The organism is Trichocoleus sp. FACHB-591 (genome assembly GCF_014695845.1).
Classification (GTDB): domain Bacteria; phylum Cyanobacteriota; class Cyanobacteriia; order FACHB-46; family FACHB-46; genus Trichocoleus.
The window spans coordinates 35143-55466 of record NZ_JACJPA010000051.1; the positions used below are offsets into that span (position 1 = coordinate 35143).

Genomic DNA, 20324 nt, shown 5'->3' on the forward strand with positions numbered 1-20324 from the left:
AATGAAGTTAGAGGCGGAGAGAGACGTTAGCGCCTTGCAGATCTGCTAGCCCGTCGGTCTTGGAGAGCGGCTTTGCGACGCTGGGCACGGTCGTAAACAGGTTGCAAATCGGCTGGGATATCTTGCTGATTGAGATACTGCGCCAGCAATCGCACGGTTGGATACTTGAACAAATTAATCACGGCAATCTCTCGCTTCAGGCTCGATTGCAGGGCATGCTGCACTTGAATTACTAAGAGGGAATGTCCACCCAGTTCAAAGAAGTTGTCATCAATGCCCACCTGTTCCACTGCCAAAGCTGTTTGCCAAATGCCTGCAATTGCTTGCTCTAGCTCATTTTGTGGTGCGATATAGTTGACCTGAAGTGTAGGGCGATCGCCTTCTGGAGCGGGGAGCGATCGGCGATCTATCTTACCGTTGGGCGTGAGCGGAAACGCATCCAACATCACATAAGCAGTAGGCAACATGTAAGCAGGGAGTCGCTGTGTGAGAAAATCGCGTAACTCTTTCTGGGCTTCAGGGTTGCTGTTAACTAGGACCACATAAGCAACCAAACGAGCTTGACCCGGTTGATCTTCTCGCACCAACACCAAAGCTTCTTGCACATTAGGATGTTGAGCGAGTGCCGCTTCAATTTCTCCCAACTCAATCCGAAAACCCCGAATTTTAACCTGATGATCCACCCGTCCTAAGAACTCTAAATGTCCATCAGTGCGGTAACGGACGCGATCGCCAGTTTTGTAGAGAAGTGAGGAGTGAGGGGGGAGGAGTGAGGAGGAGTGAGAAAGATCTTGAAATGGGTTGGGGATAAATCGCTCGTTGGTGAGATCGGGGCGATTGAGGTAACCTCTGGCGACGCCGACTCCACCGATATACAGTTCACCAGGAATCCCAACGGGTACGAGTTGTTGATGGGTATCCAGCACATACAGTTGTACATTGGGGAGCGATCGCCCGATGGGAACCTCCTGATCAAAGGGCACAGCGCGTGGACCCGCAATATCGCAATAGGTCGCCGTTACCGTGGTTTCTGTTGGGCCGTAGGCATTCACTAATCGGATCTGCGAATTTGCGTATTGTTTCCACAGATGCACTGAGTCAGGGAGTGCCTTTTCACTCCCAATCATCACCAGTCGCAACGATTCGGGCAGGGTGAGGGTTGCCGTAGAGAGCGCATGAACCAGTTGGTGCCAAAAGGCAGTTGGCAAATTTAGAACAGTAATGGCTTGGTGACGACAATGCTGCAAGAAGCTAGCCATTGACTCAATCATGGAACCTGTGCGTAAGACCAGCGTTGCCCCTGCTGCCAAGGTTGGAAAAATCTCTTCTACTGCCACATCAAAGCTAATCGAGGCAAATTGCAACACCCGATCGCCTGGTTTAATCTCGTAGATCTGAATGGCACTATCAACAAAGTGAGTTAGCGATCGCCGCTCGATCATCACGCCCTTAGGCTTACCTGTAGAGCCAGAAGTGTAGATGAGATAAGCTAAATCATCTTCTGTGGCAGCACAAATAGGAGAAGTGATGGGATACTGGGCAATCTCCGTCCAGCTTGTGTCGAGGTTGATACGCTGAAGGCTTGAAGGAACAGATAAAGCAATGTCTTGTTGAGTCAGTAAGACGGCAACCTGGGCATCTTCTAGCATGAACAAGAGACGTTCTTCTGGATAGTTGAGGTCCAGCGGTACATAAGCACCCCCAGCCTTGAGAATTGCCAGAATGCTAATGATTAGCTCAGGCGATCGCTCTAAACAAACTCCTACAAATGTATCATTTGTTACTCCTAAGCTTTGTAAATAGTGAGTAAGCTGATTAACACGCTCATTCAGCTCTCTGTAAGTTAAGGATGTCTCTGCATCAACTAACGCTGGCATATCTGGAGTGGCGATCGCCTGTTGCTCAAATTGTTTCTGGAACGATAGTTGTGGCAGATCATGAGTGCCTGAGTTCCAATCCAGCAAAAGCTGTTGACGCTCAGCAGATGGCAGAATTGGCAGCGTGGCGAGCGATTGATCGGGTGCTTGAAGGATACTGGCGAGGAGTGTTTGGAAATGCTCTACAAAACGGGCGATCGCTGCCTGGTCAAACAAATCGGTGCTGTATTCCACCCAGCCCATCAGTGTATCGTGGCGCTCTTCCATATCCAAGCTGAGGTCAAACTGAGAGGTTCCCGTATCCACATCTAAGGATTCTAGGGAAAGTCCTGCGAACTCTAGGCTAGAGGCTGGCATGTTTTGCAGCGAAAACCAGGTTTGGAAGAGGGGGTTACGGCTGATATCGCGATCGGGATGCAGTTGTTGGACAAGTTGATCGAAGGGTAAATCTTGATGCAGGTAAGCATCTAACGCTACCCGTCGCACTCGCTTCAACAGTTCTTGAAAGCTAGGATTACCGCTTAACTCTGTTCGCAACACAATGGTATTGACGAAGCAACCCATCAAATTTTCCAGCGCTGGCTGATTGCGATTGGCAATAGGAGAACCGACTAGGAGATCCGTCTGACCACTGTAGCGATATAGCAACACCTTAAAAGCTGCCAACAGTGTCATAAACAGCGTCACGCCTTCTCGCTGGCTCAATGCTTTCAACGCTACAGTCTGCTCTGGAGATAGGGCAAAAGCAAGTTTAGCGCCTCGGAAGCTGGGTACGGCTGGGCGTGGATAAGTCGTGGGCAGTTGCAGTACAGGTAATCCCTCTAATTGCTGCTGCCAGTAAGCTTGATGCGGTTGGAAAGCTCCGGTTTGCCACTGTTGCCGCTGCCACAGCGCGAAGTCTACATATTGAATGGGTAACTCTGGGAGAGCAGGAGCTTGGCCTAACTGAATGGCTTCGTAGTGAACCGCTAATTCCTCAATCAATACCCGTGTCATCGACCAACCATCGGCGATCGCGTGATGAAAGCTGAGCAAGAGCACATGGTGAGTGTCACTCAATCGCACCAACTGCACCCGCCAAAGAGGATACTGCTCTAGATCAAAAGGTCTGCTGGCCTCAGATTGCAGTAGCGATCGCAGTTCTATTTCTAGATCATTAAGTGATGTACAATCCACAATCGCCAGTCGGAATGGCAAGTCAGACACGATGCTTTGCACAGGTTGTCCATTCTGTAAGAGAAATCGAGTTCGCAGAATCTCATGCCGTTGCGCGATCGCCTGCAAACTCTGCTCTAGCACCGGAACGGATAACGCCCCAGTGAGCCGAATTGCCACGGGCAGATTGTAGAACGGGCTATCCGGTTCTATTTGATGCACAAACCAGAGACGTTGTTGGGCAAAGGATAAGGGATAGGCGTCAGCAGTCGCATCCCGTTTGAGGATTGAGTGCGATCGCTCGACTCCTTCTGCAAGTTGGGCTAGAATCCGCTGCACAAGTTCTTGCAGACTCACCTCATCCAGGAAATCAACAGCAGAAATCGTCACTCCTAGATTGATCTCTAGATCATTTTTCAGCGTCACGGCCATAATCGAGTCAATCCCCAGCGTATTCAGGGGTTGCTCAGGATTGATCTGATCAGGACGAACCCCTACCACGGAAGCCACCCGCCGTTGTAGCTCAACCATCAACACAACTTGACGGTCTGCGGGAGCGATCGCCAACAAGTCAGCGCGAGTTAATTCACTCGCTGCACTGCCATCGTGTGTGACATCGACAATGCTGCTACCCGCAACAGCTAAACTACCTGCTAAGAAGTCAGCGCGACAGGCGCGACGTTGAATTTTGCCACTGGTGGTCTTGGGGATATGCCCCGGTTTCAGTAGCACCACCGCATATACCTGCACCTCAAAGGCTTGGGCGATCGCGCCTCGAATGGCTCCTGCAACTTCCTCAATGTCAGGTTGCTGGCGGAATTCGAGTTCTTGAACCACGACTAGCCGTTCTTCCTGATTCACCTCAACGGTAAACGCAGCTCCAGCCCCAACCCTTAGAGAAGGATGGCTTTGCTCTGCTGTGCGTTCAATATCTTGAGGATACAGATTGCGACCACGAATGATGATCAGGTCTTTCACCCGTCCCGTAATAAACAGTTCTCCGTCTTGCAAGAAGCCGAGATCTCCGGTTCGCAAGAAGGGGCCTGCACCTGTATCTGCTAGGTAAGCACCGAAGGTTGCCTGAGTTTCTTCGGGGCGATTCCAATAACCCTGACCGACGCTGGGGCCTGCCACCCAGACTTCCCCAACTTGACCCGCTGCACAGGAGATTAGGTTTTGGGGATGGGCGATCGCAATGGTTTGATCGGGGATACTTTGACCACAACCCACAAGCAAGCGTGTATCTTCTGTTTCGGGTGTGGCTTCAAGGATCTGATCTTGTTCTAGGGCGATCGCTTGTACCGCTTTGATCGGTGGTGCGATCCCAGGTGAGCCACCCGACACCATCAATGTTGCCTCTGCCATGCCGTAGCAAGGATAGAAGGCTTCTGGACGAAATTCGCATTCGGCAAAGGTTTCAGCAAAGGCTCGTAGTGTTTCACCCCGCACAGGTTCTGCGCCGTTGAATGCCACTTGCCAATTGCTTAAATCCAGAGTTTGTCGCTGTTCTGGTGTGATCTTTTGCGCGCAGAGATCGTAGGCAAAATTGGGGCCACCGCTGGTCGTGGCTTTGTAGCGAGAGAGCGCCTGGAGCCAACGGTACGGACGCTGTAAGAAAGTGGCAGGCGGCATCAACACACAAGGAAATCCACCATAGAGCGGTTGTAAGATCCCCCCGATCAAGCCCATATCATGATAAGCAGGCAACCAGGAGACAAACAGGCTCTCAGGAGTATGCCCCATATATTGATAGGTCGTGGCGGCATTGTGGAGTAAGTTGCCGTGACTGACCATCACCCCCTTGGGAGTACCAGTGGAGCCAGAAGTATATTGCAGAAAAGCCAGTGTATCCTTGTCTAATTGAGGTTTCTGCCAATCGTCCGCTAGAGGCTCTGGTAGTTGATCAGTCGTCAACCACTGCAGCGAATCTAGTGTCGTATGTTCGCTTAGCAAAGATTGAATCTTATCAACCAGACTGGAAGTAGTGAGGGCGATCGCAGCTTCGGCATCCTGCACCATGCTGAGGATTCGAGGGGTATTGCGAGCATTGCGGGGGGGATACGCCGGAACTGCTATAACCCCTGCATAGAGACAGCCAAAGAAGGCGGTTAGATAATCTAACCCAGGGGGATATAACAGTAGTGCCCGTTCCCCTTGCAAGTTCAGGGCTTGCAGTTGAGCCGCGATCGCTCGACTTCGTTGATCAAAGTCTGCATAAGTGAGCCAGTCCGACTCAGCTTCACCATCCGCTAAGAATGTAAAGGCTCGTTGGTTTGCTTGCTGGGATGCTCGCTCGCAGAGCAGTTCCACCATCGTTGGATAACCAATTGCAAATTCCAGATGATGCTGAGTCACACTTTATCTTCCTTGTAGATGCGTCAGGCAGAAAACTGAGGGCTGATGTGAGTCATCACTCCTCGAGCCAATTGGAGCTGAGAGTGGCGATCGCGATCCTGTAGGTCATTCCAAAATCCCAGCCGAGGAGATGAGTCAATAGATTGTTAAAAATTCTGTTGAATGACTGATTGCCCTGCCAGGTGGTGCTTCTAGCGTTTTAGTCGGCCATGATGTAATCGCTAAATTGAAACATTTCTAGAATTTCAAGATAAACACAAACTGTTTGTAAATGACATTAGTTCTCAATTAATATAGGTTCAACTTAAACCCTTGGCAACCCCTAAAAGAAAATTATTGTCAACTAGGAGCAAGTTTTATCTAGCCATTCCTCCAATCTCCTACCTTTGAACCCACTTCGAATATCTTCCAAGTACTGGCAGTGAATGGAATATAGGATTGGATCAAATTTCTTGACACAATTTTGTTGAGAACTATTCTAAGTGTAGTAAGATGCCATTCAGACTTCCTATGACTTCTAATTGAGAATTAGTCTAGTCAAGGTTCTAGATACCCAACGAATTCATCGTTGATGAGGTGTCTCAGAACATGCTGCTGATAAATCAGCCAGTTGCAGTTAACGTGCTTTTCATTAGATACGTGAGGAGATATGACCAGTAGACCGCAGTTCCTGAGTTGTAGCCTTGGCTTGCTTGGGGTGGTGCCCGCTCTGATTGCTAGCCCTGCTTGGGCACAGAGCAGCCAAATTACAAACGTTCAACTAAATCCCAAGGATGGCGGCTTAGAAGTTGTCTTGGAAACCAGCAATGGTGCTGCGGTTCGAGCTTTGACCACCAGTTCTGGAAATACGCTCACCACGGATATCACAAATGCACAACTGCGCTTGGCAGGCCAAGAATCTTTTCGTCAAACCAATCCAGCGGCGGGTATTGCCGAAGTCACTGTCACCTCACTGACCACAAATAGCGTACGGGTGACAATCGTGGGAGAGTCGGCTGTCCCCATCAGTGCGCTAACTCGTCAGGGAAATACAGTATTTTTAAACATCAATTCTGCGGGCGCGATCGCGACTGAAACATCTCCCACAGAATCCAACACGACGGAATCTGCCACCACTGAAACAGATACAACCGAGGCAGATACAACCGAGGCAAATACTGAAACCACCACAGAAGCGGAAACCACTACTGAAACAGATGATAGTGCCGCAGATAGTAGCGCTGGTGATGAGAGCGCTGAGGGTGAGAGTGATGCAATTCGGATTGTCGCGACCGATGATGAGGAGGAAGGCTACACAGTTAGACGCGCCACCTCTGCCACCAGAACAGAAGCCCCACTGCGAGATACACCCCGTTCAGTCCAGGTGGTACCAGAGCAAGTTTTAGAAGATCAGCGGGCAGTTCGCGTTGGAGAGGCGCTCCAGAACGTTGCGGGTGTCGCTCAAGATGATAGCTTTGGGGGAACGCGCGATCGCTTTACCATTCGCGGATTCTCTCAGGACACCTTTTTGCGGAATGGCTTCCGCCAAAACCAACGCAGCTTGCGGGAAAGCGTCAACGTTGAGCGGATTGAAGTTTTGCGTGGCCCCGCTTCAGTTCTCTATGGACAGCTAGAACCCGGCGGGGTAGTCAACCTGGTTACTGAGCAACCCTTATTTGATCCCGCCTATAGTGCCGAACTATCAGTTGGTAGTTTTGGTCTGTTCCGCCCCAGCGTAGACCTGACAGGCCCAGTCAACGATGATGGCTCGGTGCGCTATCGCCTCAACGCTGTGTTTGAAGGCGGCGGTAACTTCCGCGACTTTGATCAAGATACCGATCGCTTCTTCGTGGCTCCTGTTCTAGCTTGGGATATTGGCGATCGCACCTCTGTGGTGTTCGAGGCTGACTACCTCAAAGACAAGCGCCCGTTTGACCGAGGCATTGTGGCAATTGGCGAAGGAATTGCGGATATTCCTTACGATCGCGTGTTGGGTCATCCCGATGATGAAGGTGAAGTTGAAGAATTTTCGGTTGGCTACCAGCTAGAACATGAACTCAACGATAACTGGAAAATTCGCAACGGCTTACGGTTTACCAAGGCGGATACCTTTGACTACCGCGCTGACTCCTGGTTTATTCAAGATAGCGGTCAACTCGATCGCCGCTTCTTATCTAACGATGATGAGTCAGACACCCTAGACGTACAGACCAACATCACCGGGAAGTTCTCGACGGGTGCGATCGACCACACCCTCTTGGTTGGGGTAGATTTTGGCCGGACATCGCGAGAAGGGACACAGAAATCTTTACCCGGTGATCCTGACTTCCCCATTGATATCTACAACCCTATTTATGGCGATCGCCCTGATATCTCGGAACTGACTGAGCCAGTTCGGGACGATGGCAGTCGGATCAATACGGTAGGGCTTTATCTGCAAGACCAAATTGACCTGACTGATAACTTGATCTTGCTTGCGGGTGGACGCATTGACTTCTTCAAGCAATCCACCACTAACAACCTCTCAGGCCGAGAGTTTGAGCAGGACGATAACGCCTTCAGTCCACAAGTTGGTTTGGTCTACCAGCCAATTGAACCGATTTCTCTTTATGGCAGCTTCAGCCGCTCCTTTGTCCCCTCTCGATCCATCCGGGCCGACGGCTCTCCCCTAGATCCCGAACGTGGTACTCAGTATGAAGTTGGGGTAAGGGGTGAGTTTCTAGATGGCCGGTTGGTTACGAACTTAGCTGCTTTTGAGCTGACGAAAACCAACATTGCCACCCGTGACCCGAACAACAGACGCTTTAGTCTCCCTGTGGGTGAAGTTCGTAGCCGAGGGATTGAACTGGATGTCACCGGAGAACTCGCTCCAGGTTGGAACGTCATTGCCTCCTATGCCAACATTGATGCCGAAATCACTAAAGATAACTTGTTGACCGTAGGCAATCGGCTGACCAACGTGCCCCGCAACAGCGGCAGCTTATGGTCTACCTATGAGATTCAGAGCGGCAACTTGCAAGGCTTCGGCTTTGGGGCTGGCTTGTTCTTTGTGGGCGATCGCGCGGGCGACTTGGATGCCACCTTCGAGCTGCCGAGCTATGTCCGCACCGATGCTGTTGTCTTCTACCGTCGGGATAACTGGCGAGCTGCGATTAACGTCAAGAACCTGTTTGACATCAATTATGTCGAGAACAGTGAAGGCTTCCGCGAATATATCAGCCCCGGCGAGCCCCTCACGATCATTGGTTCCTTGTCTGTATCGTTCTAAGGATACCTAACCCCCAGCCCCTTCCCTATGAGGGAAGGGGAGCTAGAGATATTTGATCCATATTTTACGTATGTCATGAACATGCTCAGGGTGGTTCGACAACTCAAGTTCTACTCACAAGAGATGGGAAAGATCTGGCGATCGCAACTGCCATCAGTCATGCAGGGATATCGCGATCGCTGGCTGCGGTTGAGTCTGCTGCTCTTGCTCACCCTCATGACAACAGTTGCCTGTGGTCGAGATGTCGTTTCTGATTCTGACTCTCAACCGTCATTAAGCACTCCTACCACTACCGAGACGCGATCGGTTCAACATGCGATGGGGACGACTCAAGTGCCTGCCGCTCCCCAGCGAGTTGTGTCTTTGAGTTGGTTAGATACTGTGCTATCCCTCGGTGTACAACCGATTGGTAGCAACCAAGTGAATGACTCTTATCTGCAGGAGCGGGCGGCGGGTATTCCCAATGTGGGGCGGTCTGGTGCTCCGAGTCTAGAAAAGATTTTGGCACTCAAGCCTGATCTGATTTTGGGGTGGCAGACAGACCACAAAGCCATCTATCCGCAATTGTCTCGCATTGCGTCTACGGTAATTGATAGTGGAGAGGGTAGCGGAGCTTGGAAGAAGACATTGCAACTTTATGCCCAAGCCCTTGGCAAAACGGCTGAAGCTGAGCAACTAATGGCCAAGTACAAAGCCCGTTTAGCAGAGTTCAAACAAAAGATGGGTGCCTCTGGTTCCCAGCCAGATCAAACCCAGGTATCAGTGGTGCGTGTTTATCCAGATGGCATCAGCCTTTATTTAAAGGACTCCTTCTCTGGCACGATTTTGGCGGATGCGGGGTTATCTCGTCCGTCTACTCAAAGTTTGAGTGCTTCAGAAGCAAAGGCTTTGGGTGGCAATCCGGTGCAGTTGTCGATTAGTCGAGAGCTATTGAGTCAGGCAGATGGAGATGTCTTGTTTGTCTGGACAGGGGAGAATGATGCCAAATCAGCTCAGGCTGCTCAGAAGCAATTGGAGCAACTCAAGTCTGATCCCCTCTGGGCGAATCTAAAAGCTGTGAAACAAAACCGTGTTTATCAAGTACCCAAGTACTGGATTGGCAGTGGCCCGATCGCAGCCAATTTGGTTATTGATGACTTGTTCAAATATTTGGTCGATGAGGCTTAGATATGTCTCAGCACACCTTGTTTATTTGTAAAGGCTGTGGTCCTGACCGCAAGGGCAGTTCGCCTCATCTCCTCGATGAAGTATTGGCATCTAATGCAGATCAAGCATCCGGGTTGCAGATTGAAGCAACAAGTTGTTTATGGACCTGCGATCGCCCCTGCTCTGCCTCCTTGATCTGTCCCGGCAAGTACAGCTATCACTTCACAGATTTGTCACCGGATCAAGCCAGCGATCTGTTGACTTTTGCCGCTCAGTACCAGGACAGTGGAGATGGCTATGTCAAACCGCCCAAGATGCCAGAATCGTTGCTGCCTAAACTGCTAGTCCGTATTCCTTCGCCTCCGGCTGCTTGAATGGAACCCAATCAACCTACTAGCCTGCGGAAATTTCTCATTCTTTGGAGTGGGCAGGTAGCCTCAGTGCTCGGCACAGAGATGACCAACTTTGCGATCACGCTTTGGGCTTGGGAACTCACAGGTCAGGCAACTCCGCTAGCTTTGATTTTTTTCTTTACTCGCACTCCGAAGGTAATTGCGGCTTCCTTTGCAGGTGTACTCGTCGATCGCTGGAATCGCAAGCAATTGATGATGATCGGCGATGGCATGGCAGGGATATCTACGGTGGTGCTTCTCAGCTTGCTGCTCACTGATCAGTTAGCGATTTGGCATCTGTATGTTGCGGGAGCAGTGAATGGTCTGTTTGGTTACTTCCAAGACCTGGCCTATTCTACTTCCATGTCGCAGATTGTGCCTAAGCAGCACTATGCCAGAGCCACCGCGATGGATTCCTATCTCACCTATTCCGGTTCGGCAATCTTAGCTCCGGCGATCGCAGGTATTCTCTATCCACTGATTAAGCTTCCAGGCATCCTCCTGATTGATCTGGTCACTTTTCTGATAGCGGTTGGCACCGTTTGGTTTACGACCATTCCTCAACCCAAAGTTGAAGCGAAACCGTTCTCCAGAGAGCAGCTTTGGGAAGAGTTTACCTTTGGTTTTCGCTATATTTTCCGCCATCCCAGTTTATTAGCAATTCTCCTGTTTTTATTAAATTCTAATCTCCTTACCAATGCAGCCTGGGCGATTCAACCTGTGATGATCTTGGCGCGTAGTCAAGATAATGCCACAGCCCTTGCTAGTGTTCAAGCCGCGATCGGGATTGGGGGCGTGGTTGGCGGTGTCCTGCTGAGTGTCTGGGGCGGTCCCAAACGACGCATTCATGGTCTACTCCTAGGCCAAACTTTTGGTGAACTCAGTAGTGTATTTTTAGGATTGTCGAAGTCCTTACCACTCTGGATGGGCACAGGGTTCTTGGCTGCTATCTTTTCTCCGTTTATTGGTAGCTCCAATCAAGCTATTTGGCTCTCCAAAGTCGATCCAGCAGTTCAGGGGAAGGTATTTGCCTCGCGTTATCTGATTGCCCAATTGGCGGCACCTCTAGGACTAGCGATCGCTGGCCCCTTAGCTGATAAAGTTTTTGAGCCTGCCATGCAACCCGGAGGCTTTCTCACGCCTCTTTTTAGCGGTATCTTCGGCACAGGAAACGGTGCAGGTATGGCGCTGCAATTCACTTTATTCTCTATTTTAGGCGTGCTGGTAGGTGTAGGCGGATATGCTTTTCGTACTTTACGAGATGTAGAAACGCTGGTACCTGATTATGACATTAAGACTTCTTCCCCAACCCCTTCTCTAGTAGGGAAGGAGCGCTAAATTCAAAGCCCCTCGCCATTTAGCTTATGAAGTATTTCATCTCTCGCCTGTCTCAGCGGCAAATTATTCGGCTGTACTCATTGCTGCTGGCTATTGTATTGATATTGATCATCATCACGTCTGGCCCGTCGGGTCAAGCTGCCAGCACCGAGATTTTGTGGGATACCTATGGAGTGCCACATATCTCTAGCAACCGCACGCCCGATCTGTTTCGCGCTTTTGGCTGGGCACAGATGCAGAGCCACGCCAATCTCCTATTGCGGCTTTATGGTCAGGCTCGCGGACGGGCAGCGGAATACTGGGGCGAAGACTATGTGGAATCGGATCAATGGGTGCGTCAAATGGGCATCCCAGAGCGATCGCAAGCTTGGTACAAAGCCCAAACGCCAAAGTTCCGCCAATATCTGAATGCCTTTGCCGCTGGGATCAACGCCTATGCCAAAGCTCATCCTGACCAGATCGAGGATGATTTGAAAGCTGTACTTCCTATCTCACCCGTAGATGTTTTGGCACATACTCAGCGGGTTCTACACTTCACATTTGTCGTCAATCCAGAGGAGTTGCAAGCCACGCTTGCTGAAGCAGATCCCGGAGAACCCGTAGGCGGATCAAATGGTTGGGCGATCGCACCCTCTCACTCGGCCAGTGGTAAAGCGATGTTGCTGGCGAACCCCCATCTCCCTTGGGCAGATTTGTTTCTTTGGTACGAAGCTCAAATAACGGCTCTTGGTATCGATGCTTATGGTGCAACTCTGGTGGGCGTTCCAGTGCTAGCGATCGCCTTTAATGACGCGATGGGCTGGACTCACACCGTCAACACCTATGACGGCTGGGACGCTTACGCATTAACTTCGCGAGATGGCGGCTATGAGTTTGATGGGCAAGTGCGTCCCTTCGATACGGAGACTCAAACCCTCAAAGTCAAGCAAAAAGATGGTTCTTGGCAAGAGCAAACCTTAACTATTCAACGCTCGGTACATGGCCCGGTAGTCGCAGAACCGAAGGGACAAGCGATCGCCCTCCGGGTAGCAGGTTTAGATAAAGCTAGAGGTTTAGAGCAATGGTGGGAGATGGCCCGCGCCACTAACTTGAGAGAATTTGAAACAGCTCTCAAACGCATGCAGCTTCCGATGTTTACGGTTCTGTATGCCGATCGCGACGGACATATTCTCAACTTCTTCAATGGTCAAGTTCCGGTTCGCAAGGAAGGTACTTTTGCAGATTGGTCAGGCGTAATTCCTGGTAATACCTCAAAGACGCTGTGGACTCGCACCCATGCTTACGAGGATCTTCCTCGTGTCGTTGACCCCAAAACTGGCTGGTTGCAAAATGCCAATGATGCACCCTGGACAACCACCCTACCCGCAGCCTTAAATCCTGATGATTTCCCCTCTTACATCGCTCCTCGTGATGTTCTTTACTTCCGCGCCCAGCGCTCGCTGCGAATGTTGATGGAAGACTCGAAGATCTCCTTTGAGGAATTGATTCGCTACAAGCACTCCACCCGCATGGAACTAGCCGATCGGATTCTGGATGATCTCACGACTGCTGCCAAATCCTCCACTGATCCCCTCATCAAACAAGCGATCGCAGCTTTGCAAAAGTGGGATCGCCAAGCCGAAGCCAATAGCCGTGGTGCTGTTCTTTTCAAAGCCTGGAATGATTTAATGGATCGCTCCGAACTGTTTGCCATTCCTTGGGATGAGAAATCTCCTCTTACGACCCCAGATGGCTTAGCTGATCCTGAAGCGGCGATCGCTGCCCTCAAAACTGCTGCCACTGAAGTTCTCAAGAACTACGGAGCGCTAGATATTGCTTGGGGAGACGTTTTTCGGCTTAAGTCTGAGGTGAATAATTTGCCTGCTAATGGTGGCCCTGGTGGGCTAGGCATCTTTCGCACTGTCAACTATACCCCTGCCGACGAAGGCCAGTTTCAAGCCATCGATGGAGATAGCTTCGTCGCCGCGATCGAATTCTCTAACCCAGTTCGGGCGCAGGCTCTAACCAGCTATGGCAATGCCACTCAACCCGATATGCTGCAAGGCAGCGATCAACTCACCTTGATGTCCCAGAAAAAACTTCGCCCCGTCTGGCGATCGCGTCGAGATATCCTAGCTCATCTGAAATCTCGAACTACTAACTTCGGCCAAAACTGAGCCATAGCACTACCCAAGTAATCTGAAATAGAAAGAACATGCCGCCTAAACACTCAGCTTGAGCAATTAGGCGGCATTACTAATATGGATGAAATCAAAAGCTATAAACGTCTTGCGGTTCTTCATCCTCCGCAGCGTTTGCTACAGCATTAACCCATGTCTAGCAACCATCTCATAAAGCTACTAGACATGGGTCAATTGATCAGGTTAGAAGCAGCGATCGCCTAGCTGTTATCCTTCAGATTCAGGGATAGGTTCTGCTTCAGGAATGGGTTCTGCTTCGGGTATGGGTTCCGCTTCGGGTATGGGCTCTGCTTCAGGAATCGGTTCGGTTTCAAAGACAGGCTCTGGTTCGGGTATGGGTTCAGGCTCTGGGATAGGGTCGGGTTCAGGAATCGGTTCGGGCTCTGGGATAGGCTCTGGTTCGGGGGCTGAAGCGGGTTCTATTGGTTCCTCAGGAGTCTCTGAGCTATCGGTTGGCTCTGTAGGTGCAGCAGAGGGGCTCGGTTCAGGAGTTGTTGGTGGAACGTCTGTTGTCGTTGGTTCTGAGCTGGCGGGTTGCTCTGAAGCAGATGTGGTGGGAACTTCAGGAATCTCAGACGCAGTAGGTTCGGGAACAGGCTCAGAAACAGTAACGCTGCGGCGCTCTTGTGGGCGATCGCCATCTGAAGCCTTTGAATCATCAAAATCGACGATTATCTTGATACTATCACCAGGTTTGGCTCCTTTCCAGGCTCTCTCTCGCTCTAACTTCTCACGAGCTTGCCGTAAAGTCTCTTCATCCACCGCTGGATTACCACTTGTTTTGGAGAGGGTAATTATTGGTTTCCCATCCTCCCCAAATGTAGCCTTCAATTCAGGGCTAACTTCAGTGCCATTTGCTTCCTTCGGGCGCTTGAAACCATCACAGCCGCGACAGGTAATCTCACGGGATTGACTCCCTTGCTTCGGCGGCTTCTCTGCAGGAGTAGTTTTTTTACCTCCTGGTTCTGTACCTGCGCCTGAACCTGTTCCAGAACCAGGACCTACGCCTGAACCTGTTCCAGGACCAATCCCTGAACCTGTACCAGAGCCAGAGCCTGTACCAGAGCCAGGGCCAAATCCTGAACCTGTACCAGGACCAAAGCCAGGACCAATCCCAAAGCCAGGTCTACCTGATCCAGTCGCCGTGGTCGTACCGCTGCCTTGTCCAGAAGCAGCTCCGGGCACTCCACCTGTTGTAGTTCCTGAAGTTGAGCTGGCATTCGTGCGATTTGCCGCTGTTTGGCTAGCCTGCTCACGAGCCCGCCTTAGTTCGCTCAGCAAATTATTCAAATTAGGTGCTGGAGTGGGTTGAGCCACTTCTGCTTTCGGCTCGCTCAGCGGTGCTGGGGTTGGCTGTGTGGCAGCGGGTTCTTCAGGGGTCTCTTCCGCAATGGGTGTTTCGGGAGTTGGGGCTTCTACGTCCTCAGCAACTGGTACAGGAGTAGGTTCTGGAGTTGGTTCAGGGGTAGGTTCTTCCTCCGCAACAGCCTCCGGTTGCGCAGGAGGGGCTACTTCCGTAGAAGGGGCAGGAGCAGGAGCGAAAGGCACTGAAGCAGCTGCCATCAGCGTGGCTCCACCCGCCTCTTCACCGCCACCGCCGCCACCACTACCGCCACTCGCTTCTCCATCACCACCGGATGCAGATTCAAGTGGTTCAGGGATCAACTCGGATAACTCTTCTTCTGAAATGTCCGTTGAGACCACAAGAACTTCTTCTTGTTCTGCCTTAGCTTGCTCCATCTTCCAGATATCATTGACCTTCAGGCACAGCCCCACGCCATGCAAGGCAAATGATCCCACAAGGCTGTAGGTAATAAATCGCTTGAGGGTCTTTTCTTGCTGTTCGCGTTTTTGCAGGACGGTGTCTGAGAATGTCATTTGCTGTATTGATGAGAAAACTTATTGCAAATATTTCTAGCTGACTTGCTCATCCTAAAATTCAACTGCTGTGCTGTCAATCCATTAAAGGGGATTAACCAGAGATTTTGTTTAAATCTGCGATCGCCAAACTCCTAGGGGTTCCTGAATGCTGAAACATTGAGGTACAAGGAGTTCGGGGATTTTATTAGTTCTAAAATTATCACTTCTTAGTAAATGCGAATGCTTGACATTAACTACCACAAGACCTAATCTCTTTTGAGAAGAGATGTCAATAGTGAGTCTCTTTTATCATCGTCCTCTCAAATAACTTCGCTGGCTCGAAAGGTCAGCTCTATTTCCGCGTGAGCTAGAAATGCTAATTGTTGAATTATTTATTGCTGGTGGCATCGTCATGGTCCCCTTGGTGGGGTTCTCGATTGTGGCGACTGCCCTGATCATCGAACGTTTGGTCTTTTGGTACCGAGTGAAGCGGCGGCAAAAGCGGGTGATTCGTGATGTACTACGCATTTACCAACATGACGGTGATGCTGCATTGCTTAAGCTCAAACAAAACGCTGACCTACCAATCGCTCGCATTTTTCTAGAAGCTGTGGAAGTCGATCATTTTCCGCCTCACGCCTTTCGTCTGACGATGGAAGGAGCCACCCAAGCAGAGCTACCAACGCTCAGACGGTTTAACTCACTCTTTGACATGGTGATTGCAATTGCTCCTTTGTTGGGGTTGTTGGGAACCGTTCTAGGTCTGATTCGCTCATTTGCCTCGCTCAATTTGGGAAGTGCTGGTAGTGAAACTGCTGTACAAGTAACATCAGGTATCAGCGAAGCGCTAGTCTCAACGGCGGCGGGCTTAATCGTAGCGCTGTTCACTCTCTTCTTTGCCAGTATTTTTCGAGGCTTTTATAAGCGGCAAATTGCAGCCATTCAAGAATATTGCAGCCAACTTGAGGTTCTGCATTTGGGTCGTTACGAAGGTTTCAGTTCAGTCTCAAAAGTATTGCAGTAGGCGGTTATGAACATTCCTGAAGAGGCGGATGACATTCCCCAAATTAATATTGTCCCGATGATTGATGTCATCTTTGCAATTTTGACATTCTTCATCATGTCATCTTTGTTTTTGACTCGCTCTGAGGGTCTACCTGTGAACCTACCTAAGGCACAGACTGCTCAATCACAGCAGCAAAGCAAGATGGCAGTCACGGTTGATGAGAAAGGAAACGTATTTCTAAATCGCCAACCGATTACGGTTCAAGAGCTGCCAGTAAAAGTGAAAGCGGCGATGGCGAACAACTCAGAAGCGTTAGTGGTGGTTAATGCTGATGAAAGGGTTCCACATGGTCAGGTGATTACTGTCATGGATCAGTTAAGAACCGTTCAGGGTGTGAAGCTAGGAATTGCAACTCGTCGTCCTTAACATGGTGAAAAAGGAGATGAGGACATGGGGAGAGGATGGCAGCTCCTCGGCTAGGGGCAAGCATCGACCCCATAAGTTCCAGCTTGTCGGTCTGGTTGTGGGAATTATTCTGTTAATTGGCTGTTTCATCGCCAGCATTACCTGGGGCGCAGCCGATGTTGATCCCAGCACTGTGTGGCAAGCCTTAACGGCTTTTGATGGTTCCACCAATCATTTAATTATCACGAACGTACGCTTGCCGAGAGCCTTGGTGGCGCTGCTGGTCGGAGCTGCGTTGGCTGTGGCAGGCGCTCTCATGCAAGGCTTAACTCGCAACCCTCTAGCCGATCCTGGCATTTTGGGCATTAGTGCTGGGGCGGCTTTAGCCGTGGTGCTATCGACGTTTTTCTTGGGAACTGTCTCCGTGCAGGTGCAGGCTTGGGTGGCTTTTGCTGGAGGAGCGATCGCGGCGATTAGTGTCTATCTCTTAGGTTCTGTCGGACGCAGTGGCATCACTCCCCTCAAACTGATTTTGGCGGGAGCTGTTTTGAGCTATCTGATATCTGCGCTCACCACCGGAACTTTAATTCTCAGCCAGCGCACCTTAGATGAAGTACGGTTTTGGCTAGCAGGTTCAGTCGCCGGACGCGATCTCAACGTCCTCTTACAGATTCTCCCTTACCTCCTGATTGGCTTCATCTTGGCCTTTAGTATGGGCAAACAGATAACAGCTCTGACATTGGGCGAAGATGTGGCGAAAGGACTAGGGCTGCAAACCGGATGGATCAAGGCGATCGCGGCGATAGTGGTAGTGCTGCTTGCGGGTAGCGCTGTGGCATTGGCAGGCCCGATTGGTTTCATCGGTTTGGTAGTGCCTCACATGGTGCGCTTTTGGGTCGGAGTCGATTATCGTTGGTTGCTGCCTCATGCGGCTGTGTGGGGGGCGATTTTACTATCTCTCGCTGATCTCGCGGCCCGCTTAGTCATCAAACCCCAAGAGCTACCCGTTGGCATTATGACCGCTTTGGTCGGGGCTCCGTTTTTTATCTACTTGGCGCGATCGCAAGTCAAACGGTGAGAGGAATGCAATGAAACTCATAGAACTGCCTTGGCTAGTCATTCGTTCCTCCTTTTGGCCGCTCTCTTTTAAGATCAACCGTCGAGTGCCGTTGGTGCTCTTGGGGCTTGCAGTTGCGACGTTGTTGGTCATGGTCTGGAGCGTCAGCTATGGCGAATATCCCATTGCTCCCCTAGATGTTATTAAAAGTATTTTAGGATTGCCAACTATCAATCCTGATGATGGTTTTGTGATCAACACCTTACGCTTGCCCCGCGTCATCGTAGCGTTTTTGGTAGGCACTGGGTTAGCGATCGCTGGCACTATCTTGCAAGGAATCACTCGTAATCCCTTGGCAGCTCCGGAAATTGTCGGTATAGAAGCAGGGGCGGGTTTGGCGGCAGTGGCTCTGATTGTGCTGTTTCCTGCCTTGCCCCTTCTCTTTTTACCGATTGCCGCCTTTACAGGAGCCTTAATTGCAGCGTTATTGGTGTATGGATTGGCCTGGGAGCGTGGCAGTGCACCGATTCGGCTGTTGCTAGTGGGTGTGGGCGTAGGAGCGATCGCCTCTGCTTGTACCAGTCTGCTGATTACCTTTGGCAAGATTGAGGATGTCAGCCAAGCCCTAGTTTGGCTAGCTGGCAGCGTGTATGGACGAACTTGGGAGCAGGTGCGAGCGTTACTGCCTTGGTTGGGTGTGTTTATACCACTCTCTTTGTTTTACGCTCGTGATTTAAACACGCTCAATTTAGGAGATGAAATTGCCCGGAGTTTAGGGGTCTCAATAGAGTGGCGGCGTGGCCTATTGCTGATCACTTGTGTGGCTCTGTCAGGAGCAAGTGTGGCAACGGCAGGTACAATCAGGTTTGTAGGTCTAATGTCACCCCACTTAGCGCGTCAGTTAGTTGGTCCTGCCCATGAAGGACTGCTACCAACCGCAGCTTTAGTGGGTGGATTGATGGTAGCTCTCGCTGACTTTTTAGGCCGGTCGCTCTTTGCCCCCATCGAACTGCCCTGTGGAGTGATTACTGCCGTAGTGGGTGCGCCCTATTTTCTCTACCTGCTCTATCGAAACCGGAATGCATAACAGCACCTCAATGGAATCAGCACTCACCGCTCGCAAACTTACCCTGGCATACGATCGCGCAACTATCATTCGAGACTTACATATAGATATTCCAGCCCATCAAATCACCGTTTTAGTCGGGCCTAACGGCTGTGGCAAATCTACATTGCTCAAAGGACTCGCCCGATTAATCAAGCCTCAGAGTGGTGTGGTGTATCTCGATAACGCAGCGATCGCCAAACTCTCCACCAAAGAAGTAGCAAAGCGCTTGGGCATGTTGCCGCAAAATCCGTCGGCTCCCGAAGGTTTAACAGTGCGCGAATTAGTCGCCCAAGGCCGCTATCCTCATCAAAGCTGGTTGCAACAATGGTCAAAAGAAGACGAACATTTGACCGAGCAGGCGCTAGTGATTACAGGGATGACCGAGCTGAGCGATCGCCCTCTAGATAGCCTGTCGGGAGGACAGCGCCAGCGGGCCTGGATTGCAATGGCTTTAGCCCAAAACACAGACATTCTATTACTGGACGAACCCACTACATTTCTAGATCTAGCGCATCAAATCGAAGTTCTAGATTTGCTGTATGAATTGAACCAAACCCAAGGCCGCACGATCGTCATGGTGCTGCATGATTTAAACCAAGCTTGTCGCTATGCGGATTATTTAGTGGTGATGCGGCAAGGAAATATCTATGCTCAGGGTGTGCCGCCAGAAATCATGACTGAAGCGATGGTAGAAGAGGTGTTTGGGCTAAAGAGCAGCATTGTCCGCGATCCCGTCGCAGGCACCCCTATGTGTATCCCGATTAGCCAAAAAATGCCTATGAAACGAGACTATGTAGGACAGCAGCCCTAGCCAGTAAAATCCCAGGGCAACTACATCTAAATCTTGGTTCAGGCTGTCAAAGAGTTGTGATGAGTTCAACTCCTCGTGCCAGATTAACCTTCCCAAAATCTGCTAATCCACTTCGCTAAGCTAGGGGACCGCGCGTCTAGCACCGTAAGGAACATCTACTCCTCGATATTGTAGCGATCGCCATCGTTTCCAACTCTACCCAATATGCCGCGTTTCGTGCTTTTTGGGGGTCGTGCATCAAAATGTGGTGGGTTCGGTAAAGTAGAAAGGCACCTACCCTCAAGCATGATCTTTGGAATGCAGCCTCTGTGCTTACCCCCGCATCCATAAGCATGGCAAAGCTCCTAACGGTAACCAACGATATTTCTGTCCGCAGTGCCAGCAAAC

General features: G+C 50.6%; 12 protein-coding genes. 10 read left to right on the forward strand and 2 right to left on the reverse strand.

From position 1 onward, the window contains the following. Positions 1–26: 26 nt before the first annotated feature. The gene (locus H6F90_RS10860; RefSeq protein WP_370587992.1) at positions 27–5387 is read right to left on the reverse strand and encodes an amino acid adenylation domain-containing protein; all 5361 of its coding nucleotides are present in this window, start codon (positions 5385–5387) and stop codon (positions 27–29) included. 649 nt (positions 5388–6036) lie between these two features. Here H6F90_RS10860 and H6F90_RS10865 point away from each other — a divergent pair. The 5 genes from H6F90_RS10865 to H6F90_RS10885 all read left to right on the forward strand — a co-directional run bounded on the left by H6F90_RS10865 (position 6037) and on the right by H6F90_RS10885 (position 13666). Continuing rightward, complete coding sequence (locus tag H6F90_RS10865) at positions 6037–8634, forward strand: TonB-dependent receptor (protein WP_190552500.1); 2598 nt, start codon at positions 6037–6039, stop codon at positions 8632–8634. A 75-nt stretch (positions 8635–8709) separates the two neighbouring features. Continuing rightward, positions 8710–9801 (forward strand): ABC transporter substrate-binding protein, encoded by a 1092-nt coding sequence (locus H6F90_RS10870; RefSeq protein WP_199295854.1) that lies wholly within the window; start codon positions 8710–8712, stop codon positions 9799–9801. A 2-nt stretch (positions 9802–9803) separates the two neighbouring features. Continuing rightward, on the forward strand, positions 9804–10154 hold the full coding sequence (locus H6F90_RS10875; protein ID WP_190442902.1) for a DUF1636 domain-containing protein: 351 nt from the start codon (positions 9804–9806) through the stop codon (positions 10152–10154). Continuing rightward, the gene (locus tag H6F90_RS10880; protein WP_242024419.1) at positions 10155–11510 is read left to right on the forward strand and encodes an MFS transporter; all 1356 of its coding nucleotides are present in this window, start codon (positions 10155–10157) and stop codon (positions 11508–11510) included. Positions 11511–11536: 26 nt separating this feature from the next. Next, positions 11537–13666 carry an acylase gene (locus H6F90_RS10885; protein WP_190552501.1) on the forward strand — a complete coding sequence of 710 codons (2130 nt, stop codon included), beginning with the start codon at positions 11537–11539 and terminating at the stop codon, positions 13664–13666. 231 nt (positions 13667–13897) lie between these two features. On the opposite strand, the gene H6F90_RS30610 is transcribed toward H6F90_RS10885, so the two are convergent. Further along, complete coding sequence (locus H6F90_RS30610; RefSeq protein ID WP_304941003.1) at positions 13898–15568, reverse strand: hypothetical protein; 1671 nt, start codon at positions 15566–15568, stop codon at positions 13898–13900. Positions 15569–15923: 355 nt separating this feature from the next. On the opposite strand from H6F90_RS30610, the gene H6F90_RS10895 reads away from it, so the two are divergent. Genes H6F90_RS10895 through H6F90_RS10915 form a run of 5 tightly spaced genes read left to right on the forward strand, consistent with a single transcriptional unit; the run spans position 15924 to position 19937 of the window. Next, complete coding sequence (locus H6F90_RS10895; protein ID WP_190552502.1) at positions 15924–16574, forward strand: MotA/TolQ/ExbB proton channel family protein; 651 nt, start codon at positions 15924–15926, stop codon at positions 16572–16574. A 6-nt stretch (positions 16575–16580) separates the two neighbouring features. Beyond that, positions 16581–16982 (forward strand): biopolymer transporter ExbD, encoded by a 402-nt coding sequence (locus tag H6F90_RS10900; RefSeq protein WP_190552503.1) that lies wholly within the window; start codon positions 16581–16583, stop codon positions 16980–16982. A gap of 16 nt (positions 16983–16998) precedes the next feature. Beyond that, positions 16999–18039, forward strand: a complete 1041-nt coding sequence (locus tag H6F90_RS10905) for an iron ABC transporter permease (protein WP_190552504.1) — start codon at positions 16999–17001, stop codon at positions 18037–18039. A gap of 10 nt (positions 18040–18049) precedes the next feature. Further along, positions 18050–19105, forward strand: coding sequence for an iron ABC transporter permease (locus tag H6F90_RS10910; protein ID WP_199295855.1), 1056 nt, complete (start codon positions 18050–18052; stop codon positions 19103–19105). A 10-nt stretch (positions 19106–19115) separates the two neighbouring features. Further along, complete coding sequence (locus H6F90_RS10915) at positions 19116–19937, forward strand: ABC transporter ATP-binding protein (protein WP_199295856.1); 822 nt, start codon at positions 19116–19118, stop codon at positions 19935–19937. The last annotated feature ends 387 nt before the right edge of the window (positions 19938–20324 follow it).